The sequence below is a fragment of the Spirilliplanes yamanashiensis genome, assembly GCF_016863475.1.
Taxonomy (GTDB): Bacteria; Actinomycetota; Actinomycetes; order Mycobacteriales; family Micromonosporaceae; genus Spirilliplanes; species Spirilliplanes yamanashiensis.
The window spans coordinates 31,529-48,435 of sequence record NZ_BOOY01000010.1 but is presented as its reverse complement, the minus strand read 5'-3'; the positions used below and the strand labels follow the sequence as shown (position 1 = coordinate 48,435).

General features: G+C 75.2%; 12 protein-coding genes and 2 tRNA genes. 8 read left to right on the top strand and 6 right to left on the bottom strand.

What is annotated here, in order from left to right; all coding sequences use genetic code 11:
- Nucleotides 1–214: 214 nt before the first annotated feature.
- A complete protein-coding gene (locus Sya03_RS09015; RefSeq protein ID WP_203937807.1) occupies nt 215–940 on the top strand; it encodes a CPBP family intramembrane glutamic endopeptidase in 726 nt (241 codons plus the stop codon).
- Here the strand turns inward: Sya03_RS09015 and Sya03_RS09010 are convergent.
- Nucleotides 937–2,766, bottom strand: a complete 1,830-nt coding sequence (locus Sya03_RS09010) for a hypothetical protein (protein WP_203937755.1) — start codon at nt 2,764–2,766, stop codon at nt 937–939. The two genes, Sya03_RS09015 and Sya03_RS09010, sit on opposite strands and share 4 nt — an antisense overlap.
- Before the next feature lie 281 nt (nt 2,767–3,047).
- Between Sya03_RS09010 and Sya03_RS09005 the strand changes: the two genes are divergently transcribed.
- The 6 genes from Sya03_RS09005 (at nt 3,048) to Sya03_RS08980 (ending at nt 7,823) form a co-directional block, all read left to right on the top strand.
- Nucleotides 3,048–3,138: transfer RNA gene (locus tag Sya03_RS09005), tRNA-Ser, on the top strand.
- Nucleotides 3,139–3,174: 36 nt separating this feature from the next.
- A tRNA-Arg gene (locus tag Sya03_RS09000) sits at nt 3,175–3,247 on the top strand.
- 268 nt (nt 3,248–3,515) lie between these two features.
- The gene (locus Sya03_RS08995) at nt 3,516–3,875 is read left to right on the top strand and encodes a DUF4253 domain-containing protein (RefSeq protein WP_203937754.1); all 360 of its coding nucleotides are present in this window, start codon (nt 3,516–3,518) and stop codon (nt 3,873–3,875) included.
- A 386-nt stretch (nt 3,876–4,261) separates the two neighbouring features.
- The gene (locus Sya03_RS08990) at nt 4,262–4,486 is read left to right on the top strand and encodes a hypothetical protein (protein WP_203937753.1); all 225 of its coding nucleotides are present in this window, start codon (nt 4,262–4,264) and stop codon (nt 4,484–4,486) included.
- A 250-nt stretch (nt 4,487–4,736) separates the two neighbouring features.
- Nucleotides 4,737–5,681, top strand: a complete 945-nt coding sequence (locus Sya03_RS08985) for a sugar phosphate isomerase/epimerase family protein (RefSeq protein WP_203937752.1) — start codon at nt 4,737–4,739, stop codon at nt 5,679–5,681.
- A gap of 9 nt (nt 5,682–5,690) precedes the next feature.
- Nucleotides 5,691–7,823: a PQQ-dependent sugar dehydrogenase gene (locus Sya03_RS08980; protein WP_203937751.1), complete on the top strand. Its 2,133-nt coding sequence runs from the start codon at nt 5,691–5,693 to the stop codon at nt 7,821–7,823.
- A 46-nt stretch (nt 7,824–7,869) separates the two neighbouring features.
- On the opposite strand, the gene Sya03_RS08975 is transcribed toward Sya03_RS08980, so the two are convergent.
- Nucleotides 7,870–9,369 (bottom strand): alginate lyase family protein, encoded by a 1,500-nt coding sequence (locus Sya03_RS08975; RefSeq protein WP_203937750.1) that lies wholly within the window; start codon nt 9,367–9,369, stop codon nt 7,870–7,872.
- Between the two features lie 126 nt (nt 9,370–9,495).
- On the opposite strand from Sya03_RS08975, the gene Sya03_RS08970 reads away from it, so the two are divergent.
- Nucleotides 9,496–10,731 carry a hypothetical protein gene (locus Sya03_RS08970; RefSeq protein WP_203937749.1) on the top strand — a complete coding sequence of 412 codons (1,236 nt, stop codon included), beginning with the start codon at nt 9,496–9,498 and terminating at the stop codon, nt 10,729–10,731.
- Here the strand turns inward: Sya03_RS08970 and Sya03_RS08965 are convergent.
- The 4 genes from Sya03_RS08965 to Sya03_RS08950 are packed head-to-tail and all read right to left on the bottom strand — an operon-like array spanning nt 10,704 to nt 16,856.
- Nucleotides 10,704–13,373 (bottom strand): O-antigen ligase family protein, encoded by a 2,670-nt coding sequence (locus Sya03_RS08965; RefSeq protein ID WP_203937748.1) that lies wholly within the window; start codon nt 13,371–13,373, stop codon nt 10,704–10,706. The genes Sya03_RS08970 and Sya03_RS08965 overlap by 28 nt on opposite strands.
- Nucleotides 13,373–14,569, bottom strand: a complete 1,197-nt coding sequence (locus Sya03_RS08960; protein ID WP_203937747.1) for a glycosyltransferase — start codon at nt 14,567–14,569, stop codon at nt 13,373–13,375. Before Sya03_RS08960 ends, Sya03_RS08965 begins: the two co-directional genes overlap by 1 nt.
- Nucleotides 14,560–15,735, bottom strand: coding sequence for a glycosyltransferase (locus tag Sya03_RS08955; RefSeq protein ID WP_203937746.1), 1,176 nt, complete (start codon nt 15,733–15,735; stop codon nt 14,560–14,562). The genes Sya03_RS08960 and Sya03_RS08955 overlap by 10 nt, the downstream gene beginning before the upstream one ends.
- Nucleotides 15,732–16,856 carry a glycosyltransferase gene (locus Sya03_RS08950; RefSeq protein WP_203937745.1) on the bottom strand — a complete coding sequence of 375 codons (1,125 nt, stop codon included), beginning with the start codon at nt 16,854–16,856 and terminating at the stop codon, nt 15,732–15,734. Before Sya03_RS08950 ends, Sya03_RS08955 begins: the two co-directional genes overlap by 4 nt.
- Nucleotides 16,857–16,907 lie beyond the last annotated feature (51 nt).

The following is a 16,907-nucleotide window of genomic DNA, read 5'->3' as shown; positions in this document are numbered from 1 at the left end:
ATCACGCTCTGTGTCTGAGTGCGGCGGCGGTCGATGACCTGCGCGGACGGCCCCGAGTGCGACATTCGCCGCACCCGCGTGGCGGTGCGTCGCTCACCCGATCGCCTTCGGTACGGCGGCCCCCGGATGGCACAGTGGTCGGGTGGCAGCCGACGCATCGCCCTCCCCGCCGGTCCTACCCGGCTGGGCCCGCCCGCCCGCCGGCCGCGGCGCCGTGCACGCCGAGATCCTGCTCGTGCTCGGCCTGTCGCTCGGCCAGTCCGCCGTCTACGCGATCGTCTCGCTCACCGCGAAACTCACCGCCGAACAGCGCCTCGGCGACCAGACCGTCGCCATGAACACGTCCGCCTCACCGCGGCCCTGGCTCGACCTCACCTACCAGCTCCTCGGCATCGCCTTCGCGATCGTGCCGGTGCTGCTCGCCGTCCACCTGCTGCGCCGCGACCACCCCACCCTGTCGCTCGGCATCGACCGCCGCACCCCGATGCAGGACCTGGCCCGCGGCGCCGCCCTGGCCGCCCTCATCGGGCTGCCCGGCCTGGCCCTGGTGTACGTCGCCGGCCTGCTCGGCATCAACGCCAACCTGGTGCCCGCCGCCCTGCCCGACCTGTGGTGGGCCGTGCCCGTGCTCATCCTCGCCGCCGCCGAGAACGCCATCCTCGAAGAGGTCATCGTCGTCGGCTACCTCATGACCCGGCTGCGCGACCTCGCCTACCGCACCCCGGTGATCATCGCCGTGTCCGCCGCCCTGCGCGGCTCGTACCACCTCTACCAGGGCTTCGGCGCGTTCGTCGGCAACGCCGTCATGGGCGTCGTCTTCGCCCTGTTCTTCCTCCGGACGAAGCGGGTGCTGCCGCTGATCCTCGCGCACCTGCTGCTCGACGTGTTCGCGTTCGTCGGCTACACCCTGCTGCCGAAGGAGTGGCTGTCCTGGGTCTAGCGGTAGTGCGCCACCGCCTTGGCCCCCAGCTTCTCCACCGACGCCCGCGCCCCCAGCGTCGCCGCGACGAGCGCCGCCCCCGGCAGCAGCCGGTTCACGGTCCGCAGCGCGAACCACGTCACCGCCTGCCCGACCAGCGGCATCGCCAGCCGCTCCACCGGCCCGTCCGACTCCGGCCGCACCCCGGTGAGCCGCACCAACTCCGCGACCCGCTCCGGCGCCGCCGGATCGTGCCCGTAAGCGGCCGCCACCGACAGGACCAGCAAGGATTGGGCGTACGCGCTCGCGGCCGCCCCGGTCAACACCGCCGCCCCGCCGGACAGCGCCGCGACCGCCCCACCGACGGCCCCGTGCCGCCGAGCCCGCTCGACAGCCAGCCGCGCGACCGCATCCTGGTCCGCGTGCGGATACGCCTCCCGCGTCACCCGCACCCACGCGGCCGCCTTCGGCCCGAGCGCGGCCACGGCCGCCTCGGCGAGGGTCTCGGGGGCGTGCGCGGGATCGGCGGCGAGCCGCCCCCACAGCCCGCCGTTGGCGCTCTCGGCCGGCTGCGCGCTCAGGGTGGCGTGCCGGCGGGGCACCGGGTCGGTGCGCTCGGCGGGGGGCTTGGGGCGCTGGTCGGCGAGGGTCTTCGGGTGCTTGAGGGTCGCCTGCCCGGTCGTGGCGGTCTCCGCCGCCTGCGGCGCCGGCTGCTGGGGGCCGGCCGGGGTGACGGGGTCGTCCTTGCCGACGGGGGCCTGGCGGGCGGCGGGGCGCTGCTCGGCCGGGGATTGCTTGGCCGCGGTGGTGGGCTGGACCTGCGGAAGCGGGGGGACCGCTAGCGGGCGGCCGGCCTTGGCGGCCTTGGCGGGCTTTGCGGCCTTTGCCGGGGGCGTGGGCTTGGCGTCGCCGGCGGGGGCCACAGCCTCCGACGGGGTGACCGTGGCCTCGAGCGGCGTGGCCTGGGTCGGTGCCTTCGGCGGGGTGGTCCCCTGCTGCGTGGCCTTGGTCGGCGCGGCCGGGGCCGCGGCGCCCGTCGGGCCTGCCTTGGGCTCGGCCGCCTTAGTCGGGTCGGCCTTGGTCAGGTCGGCCTTGGTCGGCGCGGCCGGAATCGTGGCCTCCGTCGGGCCTGCCTTGGGCTCGGCCGCCTTCGGCGGGTTGGCCTTGGCCGGCGCGGCCTGAGCCGCGGCCTCCAGCGGGGCTGCCTTGGGCGGGGCGGTCTGGGCCGCGGCCTCGAGCGAGGCTGCCTTGGATGGAGTGGTCTGAGCCGCTGCCTTCAGCGGTGTGGCCTGGGCCGGGGTGGCCTTCCGCGGGGCGGCCTTGGGCTGGGTGGCCTTCGGCGGTGCCGCCTTGGGCGGAGTGGTCTTCGGCGGTGCGGCCTGGGGGGCGGGGCCGGTCGCCTCGGGCGCCGCCGCCGGTGTGGCCGCTGCGGCAGTGGGTCCGGCCGAGGGCTCCGGGGCCGGGGGCTGGGGCTTCGCCTTCTTCGGCGGGGTGGGCTTGGGGCGCTGCTGCTTGGCGGGCGCCTGCTTGGCCGGTGCCTTCGGCCGCGGTGGCTTGCCGGACGGCGCCGCCGTCGCCCCGGGCTGCGGGGCTCCGGTGGTGGGGCGGGCGGCGGGCTTCGGCTCGGGGCCGTCGGGCGAGGAAACGTCAGAAGTGCCCGGAGCGCCCGTAGCGTCGCGGTTGTGAGGTTGCCGGAAGGCGACCGCCGGCGGCCGGGCCGGGGGGCCCGGGCGGTCGTCGCCTGCCGTGGGTTCCGCGCTGCTGAACGTGGCCTTCGGGGTGCGGGAACGGGGCACCTCGCGCCGGTTCTCGGCGCGGCTGTCGTCCGTGGACCGGTCTGCCTCCATGCCGACGGAGCCTAGCCCGGAGATCGCCGTTCTTCCTGTTGAAAGCCCTCGGGTCGCCGACATCGGTGATCTCGGCGACCGCAGGTGGGTGACCCTGCGCGGACGGTGACATCGACGGGCGGCCGGGTCCCGGCATCGCCGGGCGCGGGAGCGCGCAACGTAGCAGCTCACCACGCCGACGACGCCCCCGTCACCGATCTTCGGGAGCAGGAGGTTAGTCTCTTTGCTGACGGTGTGGGGGGCACGGTATCCTCAACCGTCGGTGGTCCCTGGGCCGCCGGGGAGACTTCGCCTAGTCCGGTCTATGGCGCCGCACTGCTAATGCGGTTGGGGTCTTACAGCCCCTCCCGGGTTCGAATCCCGGAGTCTCCGCGTGTCGAGCCGGTGTGTATGCTGGCGGAGCACTGAGCGCCCGTAGCTCAATGGATAGAGCATCTGACTACGGATCAGAAGGTTAGGGGTTCGAGTCCCTTCGGGCGCACAGCAGGTCAAAGGCCGGTCTCCCGTTTCGGGTGACCGGCCTTCGTGCATCTGGACCCCACAGCTGAGCCGGACCGATCCGCGGCGTTTCGATGCACGCCGAGTGGCTTACGGCTGGATCGACGTGATGTTCGTGGGATTGGTGTGTCCAAGCGCGCCGTCGATGCGTTCTACCGAACCCCCTCTGGTCGTAGAGCGGCCGCGGCGATCACCTGATCACTGTCGGAGGTGACCATTACGGTGCGCTGCATGACGGCGAGATCAAGCGGGTGACAGCCGGGAGCCAACCACTGTTTGGCGGTGGGAAGCAGTACCAGCTGCACGCTGTCCCAAGGCATCCCGCCTGGGTCAGCTACTACGGCGCCAGCACGCCCGACCGTGACGGCTACGGGGCATGGGCCGCCGCGATGCGGCAGTGGCAGCGCCGTTGGGGTGCCGAACTGGTCGCCGCCTGGGGCACGATGCTGCAGTTCGTGGTCAGTCGGCAACCACCGCCAGGCGAGCGGGCGTGGGAACTGGCCGGCCAGCACATGGCGCTCGGGCAGAGCCTCATGATGGGCCTGACACAGTGGCAGCTCGCGTTCGCCCTGGCGACCGGTGACGCCTGGTTCCTGCACAGCCGGCCATGACTCGAGTGGCGCGGCGGAATGAACCCAAGCGGCCTGATGGATGCGGCTGGTGCTGATTCGTGGCCGGGCCGGCGGCGTACCGTTTGGCGTATGGGCGGAGGCGATGGGGCAGCGGTGCCGGGCCGGGGCGGACCGGGCCCGCACGATGCGCACCTCGACCGCGAGCAGGTCGCTGACCTGCGGGATGAGGCCGCCGACGAGCGGGACCGGTTGCCGACCGGCGGGAGCGGATCGCCGATGAGCGGGACCGGATCGCCGACGAGCGGGATCTGCTGGCGGACGAGCGGGATCGGGTCGCCGACGAGCGGGACCGGATCTCCCATGATCGGGACGCCGAGGCCGGGCGGCGGGAGGAGCGCCTGGACTCCCTGGAACAGCGGCTCTACATGCGGGGGCGGTCGCTGGGGGCGCGGGTCGCCGACCGGGTCGCCGAGACGTCCGAGGCCATCGAGCGGGGGCGGGAGGCCGTCGACCGGTCGCGGGCCAAGGTGGATCGCAGTGCCGCGTCGTTGACGGACACCGGGCGGGGGTTCGAGCGGGATCAGGCGCACGTCGACCGCGAGGCCGCCCGCAGCGAGCGCGACCGGGGGCGGCCCGCGCGGGCCGATTGAGGCGGTCCGGCAATGAGACCGGGAAGCGGGCCGGGAATCGGCGTCTGTCCGGATAGGTCACCCTGCTCATCCACTGTGAAAGGATCAGCGGCGCGATCGGTGCCGCCTTCCCAGGCATTCGCAACGGTGGTTAGCTCACACGTGACTCAGCGTCGCACCGATCGTCGCTGAACGCTTCTCACGCACCCTCCAGACCGCAGCGCCGACGTCGTCGCGGTCCGCCCTTTCGCGGGCCGGGAAGGAGATGCTCATGTTCACCGATCACACCGACGGGCCGCTCAGCCGCCGCGCGCTCCTGCGTTCCGGTGCCGTGGTGGCCGCGGCCGCCGGCACCGCGGGCGTCATCGCCACGCCGGCCGAGGCCGCGCCGGACGACCGGTCCGGGTCTCCGGGCCGGCGGCGGGTGCCGGTCGACCGGATCAGCATTCAGCTGTACACCGTGCGGGACGTGCTCGCGGCCGACCCGGCCGGCACGATCGCGGCGCTGGCGCGCATCGGGTACCGGCGGGTGGAGCTGGCCGGGACGGCCGGGCTGACGGCGGCCGCGTTCCGGGCGCTGCTCGACGCGAACGGGATCCGCGCCACCTCGGGGCACTTCTCGATTCCGCAGCCGTTCGACGAGGCCGCGTGGCGGGCGACGCTCGCCGACGCCCGTACCCTGGGCTGCCAGTATGTGGTGCACCCGTTCTTCGGCGCGGGTCAGGGCGGGCCGATCCGCGACGCCGCCGTGTGGCGGGCGTTCGCGCAGGACCTGAACCGGGCCGGTGCCATGGCCCGGCAGGCGGGGTTCCGGTTCGGGTACCACAACCACCAGCTCGAGTTCCTGCCGCTGGCCGACGGGTCGGGGCGGACCGCGTTCGACCTGCTCATGGCGGTCGCCGACCGGCGTCTCGTTCACCTGGAGCTCGATCTGTACTGGTCGTGGCGCGGCGCCGCCGACCCGGTGGACGTGATCCGCGCGCACTGCGGCCGGGTGCTGCAGTTCCACTGCAAGGACATGAACGTCGACAGCGGGTTCGCCGACCTGGGCACCGGGCTGATCGACTTCCGGCGCATCTTCGCGCACTCCCGGACGGCCGGGGTGCAGGAGTACATCGTCGAGCGCGACGACGCCGGCACCGGTGACCGGGAGCCGGAGGACGCCCTGGACACCGCCGCCGTCGGGTACCGGTTCTTACGTTCCATCCGGTTCTAGGCGACGGCCATGGCCGACCGCCGAACCACGCGGCGCCGCACCACCGTCGCCGTGCTGACCGCCACGTTCGCCGGGCTCGCGGGCCTGACGCCCGCGCCCGCCGGCGCACACCCCGGCCACGAGCCGGCGCCGGTGCCCGCCGACCAGTCGCCGTTCCAGAAGGTGACCCTGAACGACCGGCCGGGCGAACCGATGAGCCTGGCCGTGCTGCCCGACCTGCGGGTGCTGCACACCGCCCGCACCGGCCAGGTGCGGATCAACGACCCGCGGACGGGGCTGAACCCGCTCGCCGCCGACGTCCCCATCTACCAGCACGACGAGGAGGGGCTCCAGGGCGTCGCGATCGACCCCGACTTCCGGCGCAACAACTGGGTCTACCTGTACTACTCGCCGCCGGGCAGCACCCCGGTCGACGACCCGGACACCCCCGACGTGAACGAGGGCGACGCGCCGGTCACCGGCACCCAGGCCGACTGGGACCGGTTCCGGGGCGTGCTGCGGCTGTCCCGGTTCAAGCTGCGTGGCAACACCCTCGACCTGCGCACCGAGCAGCGGATCATCGACGTGCCGGTGGACCGCGGCATCTGCTGCCACGTCGGCGGGCAGATCGACTTCGACAGCCGGGGCAACCTGTACCTGTCGACCGGTGACGACACCAACCCGTTCGAGTCGGACGGGTACACGCCGCTGGACGACCGCCCCGGCCGCAACCCGGCGTTCGACGCGCGCCGCAGCTCCGGCAACACCAACGACCTGCGCGGCAAGCTGCTGCGCATCAGGGTCAGGCCCGGCGGCGGGTACACGATCCCGCGCGGCAACCTGTTCGCGCCCGGCACGCCCCGGACCCGGCCCGAGATCTACGCGATGGGGCTGCGCAACCCGTTCCGCTTCGACGTCGACCCCCGGACCGACCGGGTCTACCTGGCCGACTACTCGCCGGACGCCGACCACCCCGACCCGGAGCGCGGGCCGGCGGGCCACGGCCGCTGGATGGTCATCGACGAACCCGGCAACTACGGCTGGCCGTTCTGCGTCACCCCGGACATGCCGTACCGCGACTACGACTTCGCCACCGAGACGTCGGGGCCGGCGTTCGACTGCGCCGCACCGGTGAACGACTCCCGCCACAACACCGGCCGCCGGGTGCTGCCGCCGGTGGAGCAGCCCGAGGTCTACTACTCGTACGACGAGTCCCCGCAGTTCCCCGAGCTGGACGCCGAGGGCGGCATCGGCCCGATGGCCGGCCCGGCGTACGACTGGTCGGCGCGCAACCGGTCGCGGGTCAAGTGGCCGCGGCAGTTCGAGGGCAAACCGCTGTTCTACGAGTGGACCCGCGACTACATCAAGGCGTTCACCCTGACACACGGCGAGGTCACCCGCATCGAGGACGTCGCACCGGACATCGTGTTCGACAACCCGATGGACATGGAGTTCGGCCCCGACGGGGCGCTCTACCTGCTGGAGTACGGCACCGGCTACTTCGCCGAACTGCCCGAGGCGCAACTGGCGCGGATCGACTGGACCCGCGGCAACCGCACCCCGGTGCCGGTCGTGGCGGCGGACACCGAGGCCGGCCTGGCCCCGCTCACCGTGCGGTTCTCCAGCGCGGGAACGGCGGACGCCGACGGCGACGCCCTGCGGTACGCGTGGGACTTCGACGCCGACGGCCGGATCGACTCCCGGGCGCAGAACCCGTCGTTCACGTACACCGAGAACGGCGTCTACGAGGCCACCCTGATCGTCACCGACGCCACCGGCCGGCGCGCGTGGGCGTCCGTGCGGATCGTCGTGGGCAACACCATCCCGGTGGTGACGCTCACCGCCGAGCCCGCGGGCGGCACGTTCCAGTTCGGCGACGTCGTCACGTACACGGTGACGGTCCAGGACGACGCCCCGGTCGACTGCGCGCGGGTCACCGTCGCCTACGTCCTCGGCCACGACGAACACGGGCACCCGCTCAGCTCCACGGCGGGCTGCTCCGGCACCATCCAGACCTTCGTGGACACCGGCCACGCCGGCGCGAGCAACCTGCGCGGCGTCTTCGTCGCCAGCTACACCGACGAGCCGGAGGGCGGGCTGCCGCCGCTCAGCGGCTCCGACGAGGTGGTGCTGGTGCCCACCGCCCCGATGCCGATGGGCTGACGGGCAGGGGCAGCGGGGCGCCGTCCGGTGGGCGGCGCCCCGCTGCTCAGAGCAGGCCGCCGTGGGTGAACGTCATGCCGATCGACATCGGGTCGTCCTTGACCGGGCGGCGCGACGCGAGCACCGCGCCGGCGGCCGGGTTGGGCCAGCGCATGTGCAGCACCTCCCAGTAGCCGACGTTGTACATGTAGTTCGGGGTCGCGGCCGGGTCCTTCCGGTACGGGTACGTCGCCGGGTCGTGCACCCAGCCGGCGATGCGGTCGAAGGCCAGCCGGAGGGTGCGGCCGTTCGGCGCGCGGTAGTCGTACAGGTCGAGGCCGTTGGCGCGCATGATCTCGGCGGCCAGGGTCTGCGGGTGCAGCGCGAAGTTGGAGTAGAGGATGCCGGACAGGCCGTCGGCCCGGTGGACCTCCAGCGGAAGGTGGCCGTCGGCGGCGATCTGCTGCTCGACGAACTGCTTCCACCGGGTGGCGGCGCGGTCGAACAGCATGCGGTCACCGAGGTAGGCGGCCGTCGAGACCTCCAGCACCAGGCCCCAGTTGCCCCAGTTGTTCTGGTGGCTCATCGTGCTCATGCCGAGCGCCCGGGTGCGGAGGAACTGCGCGAACGCCTCCTGGGTGGCGGCCGGGAAGGACGGCGACGACCTCAGCAGGTGCGCCGCGAACGTCATCAGCGGGAACGAGTTCGAGAACGCCAGCGTGGAGTCCTCCGCGGTGCTGTACGTGCGGACCCCGTCGATCCACGTGGTGATCTGCCGTGCGGCCGCGGCGGCGTAGCGCTCGTCGCCCGTGATGCGGTGGACCAGGGCGAGCCGGTAGGCGGCGTTGGCCTGGCCGCGCAGCATCCCGAGCATCGCGTTGTGGCCGGCCGGGTCGTCGTAGTACCAGGGCACCAGCCACGTCCCGGGCACGGTCGGCTCACGGTCCAGGTCCTTGTCCGCGGCCGCCAGCAGGGCGTTCCATCCGGCCCGGGTCGGTTGCGTGCCGGCGGCCACCCGCTCCTTCAGCGCGGCGATCCGGCTGTTGGTGAGGAACACGGCCGAGCCGAACTCGGCCGACGGCGGGTACTCCAGCTGCGCCGACGCGACGAAGGCGTTGCGGTCGCAGGTCTTCGTCATGTGGTCGTTGACGAACGCGATGCGGACGGTGTGCCGGCCGGGGCCCACCGCGGGACCGACGGTGTGGGCGCCGTACTGCGTCGGGTGCTCGACCGAGACGGTGCCGAGGACCGTGCCGTCCACGGTGACGCGCAGCTTCGGCCAGCCCTCGCAGTGCGAGCCGGTCGCGCCGATGACGACCCGGCCGGAGCCCTCGACCGTGGTGGTCGCGACGCTCGTGTTGCGCACCAGCGCCGCGTGCCGGCCGGACGGCGGCACCGGCGTGCCCGTCGCCGGCTGGGACGCCGCGGACTCCAGGGTGAACGGGAACGGCGCGTCGGCGTGTGCCTGCCGGGGCCGGGCGACGCCGCCCGCCAGAGCCGTCACGACTGCCGTCGCCGCGACGGCGGCGACCGTGACCGTCCTCATGCGCACCCGGAGATCCTTCACGGCCGGGATCGTATCGGGGCAGGCAGTGGCGCGCTGCCCCGTGCGGGCGGCGCCGGGCGGGGCGGTGGGCACGGGCGCACGGCCACTACTATCCACACCCGAGAAGTTTTCGGGGGAGGCACGGGAATGCAGTCGGTCGGTCCGTACCGCGTCGTCCGGGCGCTCGGCTCGTGCCAGGTGGGCACCGTCTGGTGGGCCACCGACGAGCTGGGCCGCGGTCTCACCGTCGCCACGCTCGACCCGCGGGTCGCCGTCGACCCGCAGTGGCGCGACGGGTTCGCATCGACCGCGGCCGCGATGGCCGGGCCCGAGGGCGGCAGCATCCCGTACCACGCGGCCGACTTCGCGGCGCCCGCGCCGTGGGTGGCGTACGTGCCGTCGGCCGGTCCCGGCGCGGAGGGCGTGTTCCGCCGGCTGGGCATGGACTACCAGCCCGTGTCGGGCGACCCCGCGGCGGAGCCGTCGTCCTTCCCGTCCTCGCCGGCGGGGCCGGGTGACGGCGCCCTGGCGTGGCCGGAGCCGACGTCCGCGGCGCCGGACCCGCGGCAGTCGTCCGCCCCGCCGGACCAGCAGTGGGCCGCGGCGCCGGACATGTTCCAGGTCTCGGGCCCGCCGGACCAGTCGCCGTTCGCGCGGCGCATCCCGCCGTCGCCGCCGCCCAAGCGCCGCACCGGCCTGCTCGTGGGCATCGGCGCGCTCGTCGTCGTGCTGCTCGCCGTGGGCGGGCTCGTCGTGTGGCGGTTCCTCCCCGGCGGCGACGACCCGGTGGTGGCGCCGACGCCCGGCCCCACCGGCGTCCCGTCGGCGCCCGCCACCGTGGCGCTGCCCGCCGCGCCGCCGTCCCAGCCGGGCGCGGAGCCGCCGAAGGCGGGCGAGTGGCCCCGGCAGTGGGTGTCGTTCGTGCCGTCCGACAACATCAGCACCCTCACGGACCTCCCCGGCCTCGGCTTCACCGTCAAGGTGCCGCACGACTGGAAGTGCGCCCCGGCCGGTCAGTCGCCGGGCTTCGCCAAGTACACGTGCGGCATGTCGCCGGCCGGCGACGTCGAGGCCGGCGGCGAGCTGATCGTCCGGGACTGCGCCCAGCCGTGCCACGGCCAGCGCCAGGCGGAGATGCGCCGGGCCGAGGAGGCGTGGGGGCTGCGGTGGTCGAAGGCGGGTCCCAGCTCGTTCATCGTCGAGAGCAACGCCGTCCAGGTCGACGGCCGCACCATGTACGGGCTGGTGGTCGTCGCGTACTACCGCAGCGGCGCCGCCGGCACGATCGATCGGCAGCTGGTCCTGCGGATGACGGCGCACCCCGACAAGGCGAACACCGTGCGCCGGGTGGCGAACTACCTGCGGGACACGCTCATCTTCTGAGCGGCGCCGGCCCGCGCCGCCGGATCGGCCGCGGTGTCGTACGCGAGCCGGGCCAGTACGAACAGCGGCAGCCAGGCCAGGTACCCGGCCAGGGTGGTGGCGAGGTGCGAGGCCTCCAGCCAGGAGGTCCAGGCGAGCGCGACGAGGAACAGCGCGCCGGGCAGCCAGCCGTCGCGGGCCGCGCGCACCGCTCCGCGCCACACCACCGCGGCCAGGACGGCGAACAGGACGGTCGCGCACACGCCGCCGGTGACGAGGAACTGCACCAGGCCGTTGTGCGCGTGCCCGAACTGTCCACCCAGGTCGGCCGCCAGGCCGGGGTCCTGGAACAGGTCCGGGCCGTGGCCGAGCACCGGCCGGTCGGCGAACCGGTCCAGCAGCGCCTCCCAGATCTGGCCCCGCCGCGTGAACGCCGCCGGGTCGGTGGTCAGCAGCGGCGTGAGGACCAGCAGCACCACCCCGGCCGCGGCCGGGGCGGCCAGCAGGAGCTGCTGGGTGCGGCCCCACGCGCGGCGGTCGCCCTGCAGCCGGCGCCAGGTGCGCGACAGCCGCACCAGCGCGTACGTGCCGAGCACGGCCGCGCCGGCGAACTGCGCGGTCCGCGACCCGGTCCAGAACAGGGCGGCGAGGATCAGCACGAGGGCGGCGCGCCGCACCAGCACGCGGCGGACGCAGAAGACGAACGGCAGGCTCAGCGCCAGGACGATGCCCAGCACGTTGGAGTGCAGGAACGGGCCGGCGAGCAGCCCGCCCAGGAACACCGCCTTCGCGCCCGCGCTGTCGCCGGTCAGCATCCCGACCTCGGGCCACACCACCGCGAGCAGCATGGACACCGCCGCCGTGATCCCGCCGAGGACGCCGGCCGTGCCGAGCACGTCGCGCCGCGGCGGCTGCAGCCAGACCGCCACGGCGGCCAGCGGCAGCGCGACCGAGACCAGCCCCGGCATGCGGCCGCCGACGACCCCGGCCACCTCCAGCGCCAGCAGCGGGGCGAGCGCGAGGGCGAGCCAGGGCAGCCCCGCCCGCTCCCGGCGCAGCACGCCGCGGACGGCCAGCGCCGCCGCCACCAGCAGGAACCCGAGGCTGAGCGCGTCGCCGAGCAGCTCGCTCACCGGCGGGGCCACGTCCTCGCGGGAGTTGAACTCCGGCCGGCCCGTGCTGAACAGCTGGATGAGCTGGGGCAGCTGCAGCCGCAGCCAGGCGAGCACGAACAGCAGGCTCACGGCCGCCGTGGCGAGGCCGTCGCCGGTCCAGCGGGCCACGGCGGCGGCGACGCGGTCGGCGACGCTCTCCGGGCGCCGGTGGCCGGTGGCGGGCGCGCGCCCCTGAGCGGGCCGGGCGAGGACCTCGGTGGGCGGCTCGTCCGGGGTGCCGCCCCGCTTGCGGCGCAGCCGGGCCCGCAGGGCCGCGACGTCGTCGCGGTAGAGCACCGTCAGCATCCGCACGCTCCACGGGCCCGCCATCCGGCGGACCGCCGCGGCGCACATCGCCGCCGACACCGCGTAACCGGCGAGGCTGGCGCACGCGGCGCCCACCGCACCCCAGCGGGCCAGCAGGAACAGCAGCCCGATCGACACGACGCTGCCGGTCACCAGGGCCCGGGACGAGGCGCCGGCGCGGCCGTCGGCCAGCAGCGCGGCACTGAGGATGACCATGGCGGTGAACAGCACCGTGGCCAGGCACAGGATGACGGTGGGCCGCACCGCCGGGGCGAACGGCGCACCGAACACCAGCGGCACCGCGACCGGCGCTGCGGCGGCCAGCAGCCCGCAGACGACGACGGACCCGGCGACCGCCAGCCGGCCCGGGGCCGCGCTGCGGCGCGGGTCACCGGTGTCCGGCCGGCCCATGAGCACGCTGCGCGCCGCCGTGGCGACCACCATCGGGATCTCGGCGACGCTGACCGCGACGGCGTAGTAGCCGAGCTGCTCCAGGCCGATGACGGGCGCCCCGATCATCTGGTCGAGGCGGGCGCTGGAGATGGCGGCCAGCACGCCCGGCAGGCAGACCAGCGAGTACCGGACCAGCGACCGCACGGGCGCTCCTTCGACCGGCTCCGCCTCCGGCGCGGGGCGGCGGCGGAGCCGGACCAGGCCGACGACGACGGCCAGGCTCAGCGAGGCGAGGAACAGCCCGGCGGCGGCGTACGCGCTGAGGTCGAACAGCAGGCAGGCGGCGATGACCACGGCCGTGCGCAGCAGCGCGGGGACGACCTTGACCAGGTTCAGCCCGGTGATGTCCGACGACCCGGTGAGCACGCCGATGAACAGGTTGGCCAGGATGTGCAGCGGCGCCAGCAGGCTGAGCAGCACGAACTCGCGATAGTGGTCGGGGGGCACGACGACCAGGCCCGCCGGCACCAGCACGCCCACGCCGACCAGGCCGAGCGGCACGGTCGCGGCGAGGCTCACCTTGGCGGCGGTCCACCGGGTCAGCCGGTGGTGGCGCAGGTGGTAGCTCAGCGAGTCCTGCAGCCCGAAGGTGCCGAACCAGCCGCAGATCACGATCGGCAGGGTCAGCGCGGCGTACAGGCCGCGGCCGTCCGGGCCCAGCTCGCGGGACAGGAACGGGCTGACGAGCAGCCCGCTGATCGGGATCAGCAGGTTCGCCGCGGACGCCGAGACCAGCCTGCGGGCGGACATCAGCTGCCCGCGCGGGTGCCGTCGGGATCGAGGTAGCCGTGCCGCGCCAGCGCCCCGATCATGGCGCTGCCGAAGCGGGCCGCCGAGAACTGCTCCGCGACCAGCCGGTGCGCGACCGCGGCGCGCCGGTCCAGCTCGGCGCCGGACGTGTCGAGGATCTGCCGCGCCATCGCCGCCGGGGTGTCCGCCACGGCCACCGCGTCGGTGGGCGGCACCCCCTCGGCGCCGACCGGGGTGCTGAAGACGGGCACGGAGTGCGCGAGCAGCGTCAGTGTCTTGAGCTTCACGCCGGCGCCGCTCCACAGTGGCACGACCCCGGCCCGGGCGCTGGCCAGCACCGGCCGCAGGTCGTCGGCGAACCCCAGCACCTCCAGGCCGTCGTACGCCGCCAGCCGCGCCCGGACGTCGCCGGTGAGGCCGGAGCCGACCAGGGCCAGGGTGTGCCCGGCCGCCCGCAGCGCCGGCCACCCCTCGTCGAGGAAGCGCAGCAGCCCGAGCAGGTTCGACCGGTACGAGAAGCTGCTGAGCCAGACCAGCCGGCGCGGCACGGGGCGCGGCCGGTGGCCGTCGGGCAGCGGCACGCAGCTCGGCACGACGAAGTCGGCCCGCCGGCCGTGCGCCGCCAGCAGCCGGGCGTCCTCGTCGGCGCTGGTCACCGACACCGTCCGGCAGCGGGCCAGGGCGGTGCCCTCGAAGCGGGTGGACACCGCGGTCAGGAACCGCGCCCGCAGGCGGTGCGGGGCGGTCGTCGCCTCCGCGGCGTCCTGCCGGGTGCTGGCCGCGAGCACGTTCGCCTTGTCCCAGTGCCAGTCGAGCGTGGTGCCGGGGAAGTAGGCGGCGGCCGCCTCGCCGATCGCGACGGCGGCGCCGCCGCGGCCCGCCAGGTCGGCGTGCAGGGTGCCGCTGTACCGGGTGCGGACCCAGGCGGGCAGGCCGGCCAGCAGCGCCTCCTGGTGGCGCCCGAGCGGCCCGAGCCGGTTCAGCCGGTACGGGGTGGCCCGGTGGTCCCGGACCTCCACCCCGGGCAGCAGCCCGCGCAGCTGCTCGACCTCGGCGTCGGTGGTCTCCGGCCGGCGCACCGCGAGCAGCGTGTACCCGCGGACGGCGGCGACGGCCCGCAGCAGCATGAGGACGCGCACCGGGTCTCCCCGGTCCTGGGGGAGCGGGAAGAAGGTGGAGACGATGGTCAGTGCCACGCCGGCGTGTCCCCGCACAGGGCCCGCCAGTGCCGCAGCAGCCGCTGCGCCTGCAACGCGGGCGAGAACTCGTCCTGGATGCGGGCCCGCAGCATCCGGGTGCGCCGGTCCTGCGCGGCGGGGTCGGCGGTGATCTCCCGGATCGCGGCGGCCAGGGCGGCGGGGTCGTCCGGCGGCACCAGCCAGCCGCCGTCGGCGCCCACCAGCTCGGGGATGCCGGAGACGGCCGTGGTGACGACGGGGACGCCGCGGCTCGCCGCCTCCATCAGGAACACCGGGATGCCGTCCAGGTCGCCGTCGGGGGCGCGCCGGCAGGGCAGCACGGCGACGTCCGCGGCGGCCAGCGCCCGCGTCGCCACCTCGTGCGGCACCGCCCCGTGGAAGCGCACCCGGCCGGCCACGCCGCCCCGGTCGGCGCGGCGCCGCAGGTCGTCGAGCAGCGGGCCGTCGCCGTACACCTCGTAGCGGACGTCCACGCCGGCGGCGGCGAGCCGGGCCACCGCGTCGACGGCGGTGTCGACGCCCTTCTTGGCGATCAGGCGCGCCACCGTGACGAGCGTCGTGGCGCCGCCCGCCGGCCGCGCGGCCCGGTCGTGCTGCGCGCCGTCGAACGCGGCCCGGACGACCGAGTGCGGGATCCGGCGCAGGTCGGCGCCCCGCTCGGTCAGCTGCCGGGCGGCCGCGTCCGAGATGACGAACAGGTGCGACAGCAGCCGCAGCCGGCGGTCCAGCCCGGCGGGGTCGGTGTCGAGGAGGAAGTCGGCGGCGTGGGCCAGCGCAGTGGCGGGCCGGCCCAGCTCGCGGGCGACCAGGGCGGCGACCGCCGTGGGCAGGTTGACGAAGTGCGTGTGCACGACGTCCGGCCGGAAGGCGGCGACCCGGCGCGACAGCCGGACGGCGAAGGCGGCGGCGAGGACCGCGCGCGGCAGGTCCGACAGGCCGAGCGCACGCAGGTGCCGCACCAGCCGCACCGGGTGGCGCAGCGCGGCGGCGGCGACCTGCCCGGCCTCGCCGAGGCGGCCCGCGCCGCCGCGGGCGGCGAAGACCTCGACGACGGCCCCGGCGTCGCGGACGGCCCGGATCTCCGAGGTGATGAAGGTTTCGCTGTACCGCGGCTCGTGCAGCAGGACGTAGGCGACGCGGGGCGCCGGGGTGCCGGTCGTCATCGCTGCGCGCTCCACACCCGGCGGAAGAAGTCGGCGTGCGCGGCGGCGCACTCGGCGTCGGTGCGGACGCCGGGCGTACGGGCGGCCCCCGCCGCCAGGGCGGCGCGCAGCTCGGCCGACCCGGCCAGCGACCGCAGCGCCGCGGCCAGCTCGTCCGGCCGGTCCGGGGCGACGAGCAGGCCGTTGACGCCCGGGGTGATCCACTCGGCGGGCCCGCCGCCGTCCGTCGCCACGACCGGCCGGCCGTACGCGAGTCCCTGCAGGACGGTCTGGCCCAGCGGCTCGGGCCGGATCGAGGCGTGCACCAGGACGTCGACCGACTCGACGAAGGCGGCGACGTCGTCGACGTGGCCGTGGAACCGCACCTGCCCGGCGATCCCCAGCGCCGCCGCCTGCCGGTGCAGGCCCCGCAGGTACGCCTCCTCACCGAACAGGGGCGCGCCGGCGAGGTGCGCCTCGACGTCCGTGCCGGCGAACGCCGTGGCGAACGCGTCCAGGAAGACGTGCTGGCCCTTCCAGTGCTGGAGCCGGCCGACCATGCCGACGCGGCGCACCGCCGGCCGGGTGGCGGGCTCGGCGACCCGGCGGGTGATGCCGGCCGGGCTCTGGATGACCGCACCGGGCACATCGGAGCCGTGCTGGCCGGCGGCGGACCGCAGCGTCGACGCGGAGTTGGCGATGACGCCGTGGGCGTGCCGCAGGCCGAGCCGGGTGAACGCCGCGTGCCCGAAGCGGCCCAGGCTCTCGGGCGTCACCAGGTCACGCAGGTGCACGACGAGCGGCTTGCGCGCCGACCGGTTGGCGAGGGCGCTGACGATCGCCGCGGCGGCGGTGTTGGCGTGCAGCACGTCGGCCGCGCGGAACCGTTCGCTGCGGCGCAACGCGGCGGCGCCGGCCCGCAGGGCGGCCAGGTAGCGCGCGGCCAGCGCCGGGTTGCGGCTGCGGGTGCCGCCGGTCGGCAGGCCGGGCAGGCGGGGGTCGAGGCCGACGCCGTGGCCGGCCAGTCCCGCGAAGGCGTCCCCGTCGGCGGGGCTGACGACCGAGGCGGTCCACGCCGGCGCGGCGGACAGCAGGCGGGCCAGGGCGAGCTCGGCGCCGCCGCGGTGCGCGGTGTGGCTCACGTGCAGGACGTTCAGCGGGCGATGATCCGAAGGAGACGCTCCCACCGTCAT

Excerpts from the sequence above, each read along its gene's own strand:
- Sya03_RS09010 (WP_203937755.1), bottom strand. The coding sequence starts at position 2,766 with ATGGAGGCAGACCGGTCCACGGACGACAGCCGCGCCGAGAACCGGCGC.
- Sya03_RS08990 (WP_203937753.1), top strand. The coding sequence starts at position 4,262 with ATGCGGGGGCGGTCGCTGGGGGCGCGGGTCGCCGACCGGGTCGCCGAG.
- Sya03_RS08985 (WP_203937752.1), top strand. The coding sequence starts at position 4,737 with ATGTTCACCGATCACACCGACGGGCCGCTCAGCCGCCGCGCGCTCCTG.
- Sya03_RS08980 (WP_203937751.1), top strand. The coding sequence starts at position 5,691 with ATGGCCGACCGCCGAACCACGCGGCGCCGCACCACCGTCGCCGTGCTG.
- Sya03_RS08970 (WP_203937749.1), top strand. The coding sequence starts at position 9,496 with ATGCAGTCGGTCGGTCCGTACCGCGTCGTCCGGGCGCTCGGCTCGTGC.
- Sya03_RS08965 (WP_203937748.1), bottom strand. The coding sequence starts at position 13,373 with ATGTCCGCCCGCAGGCTGGTCTCGGCGTCCGCGGCGAACCTGCTGATC.
- Sya03_RS08955 (WP_203937746.1), bottom strand. The coding sequence starts at position 15,735 with ATGACGACCGGCACCCCGGCGCCCCGCGTCGCCTACGTCCTGCTGCAC.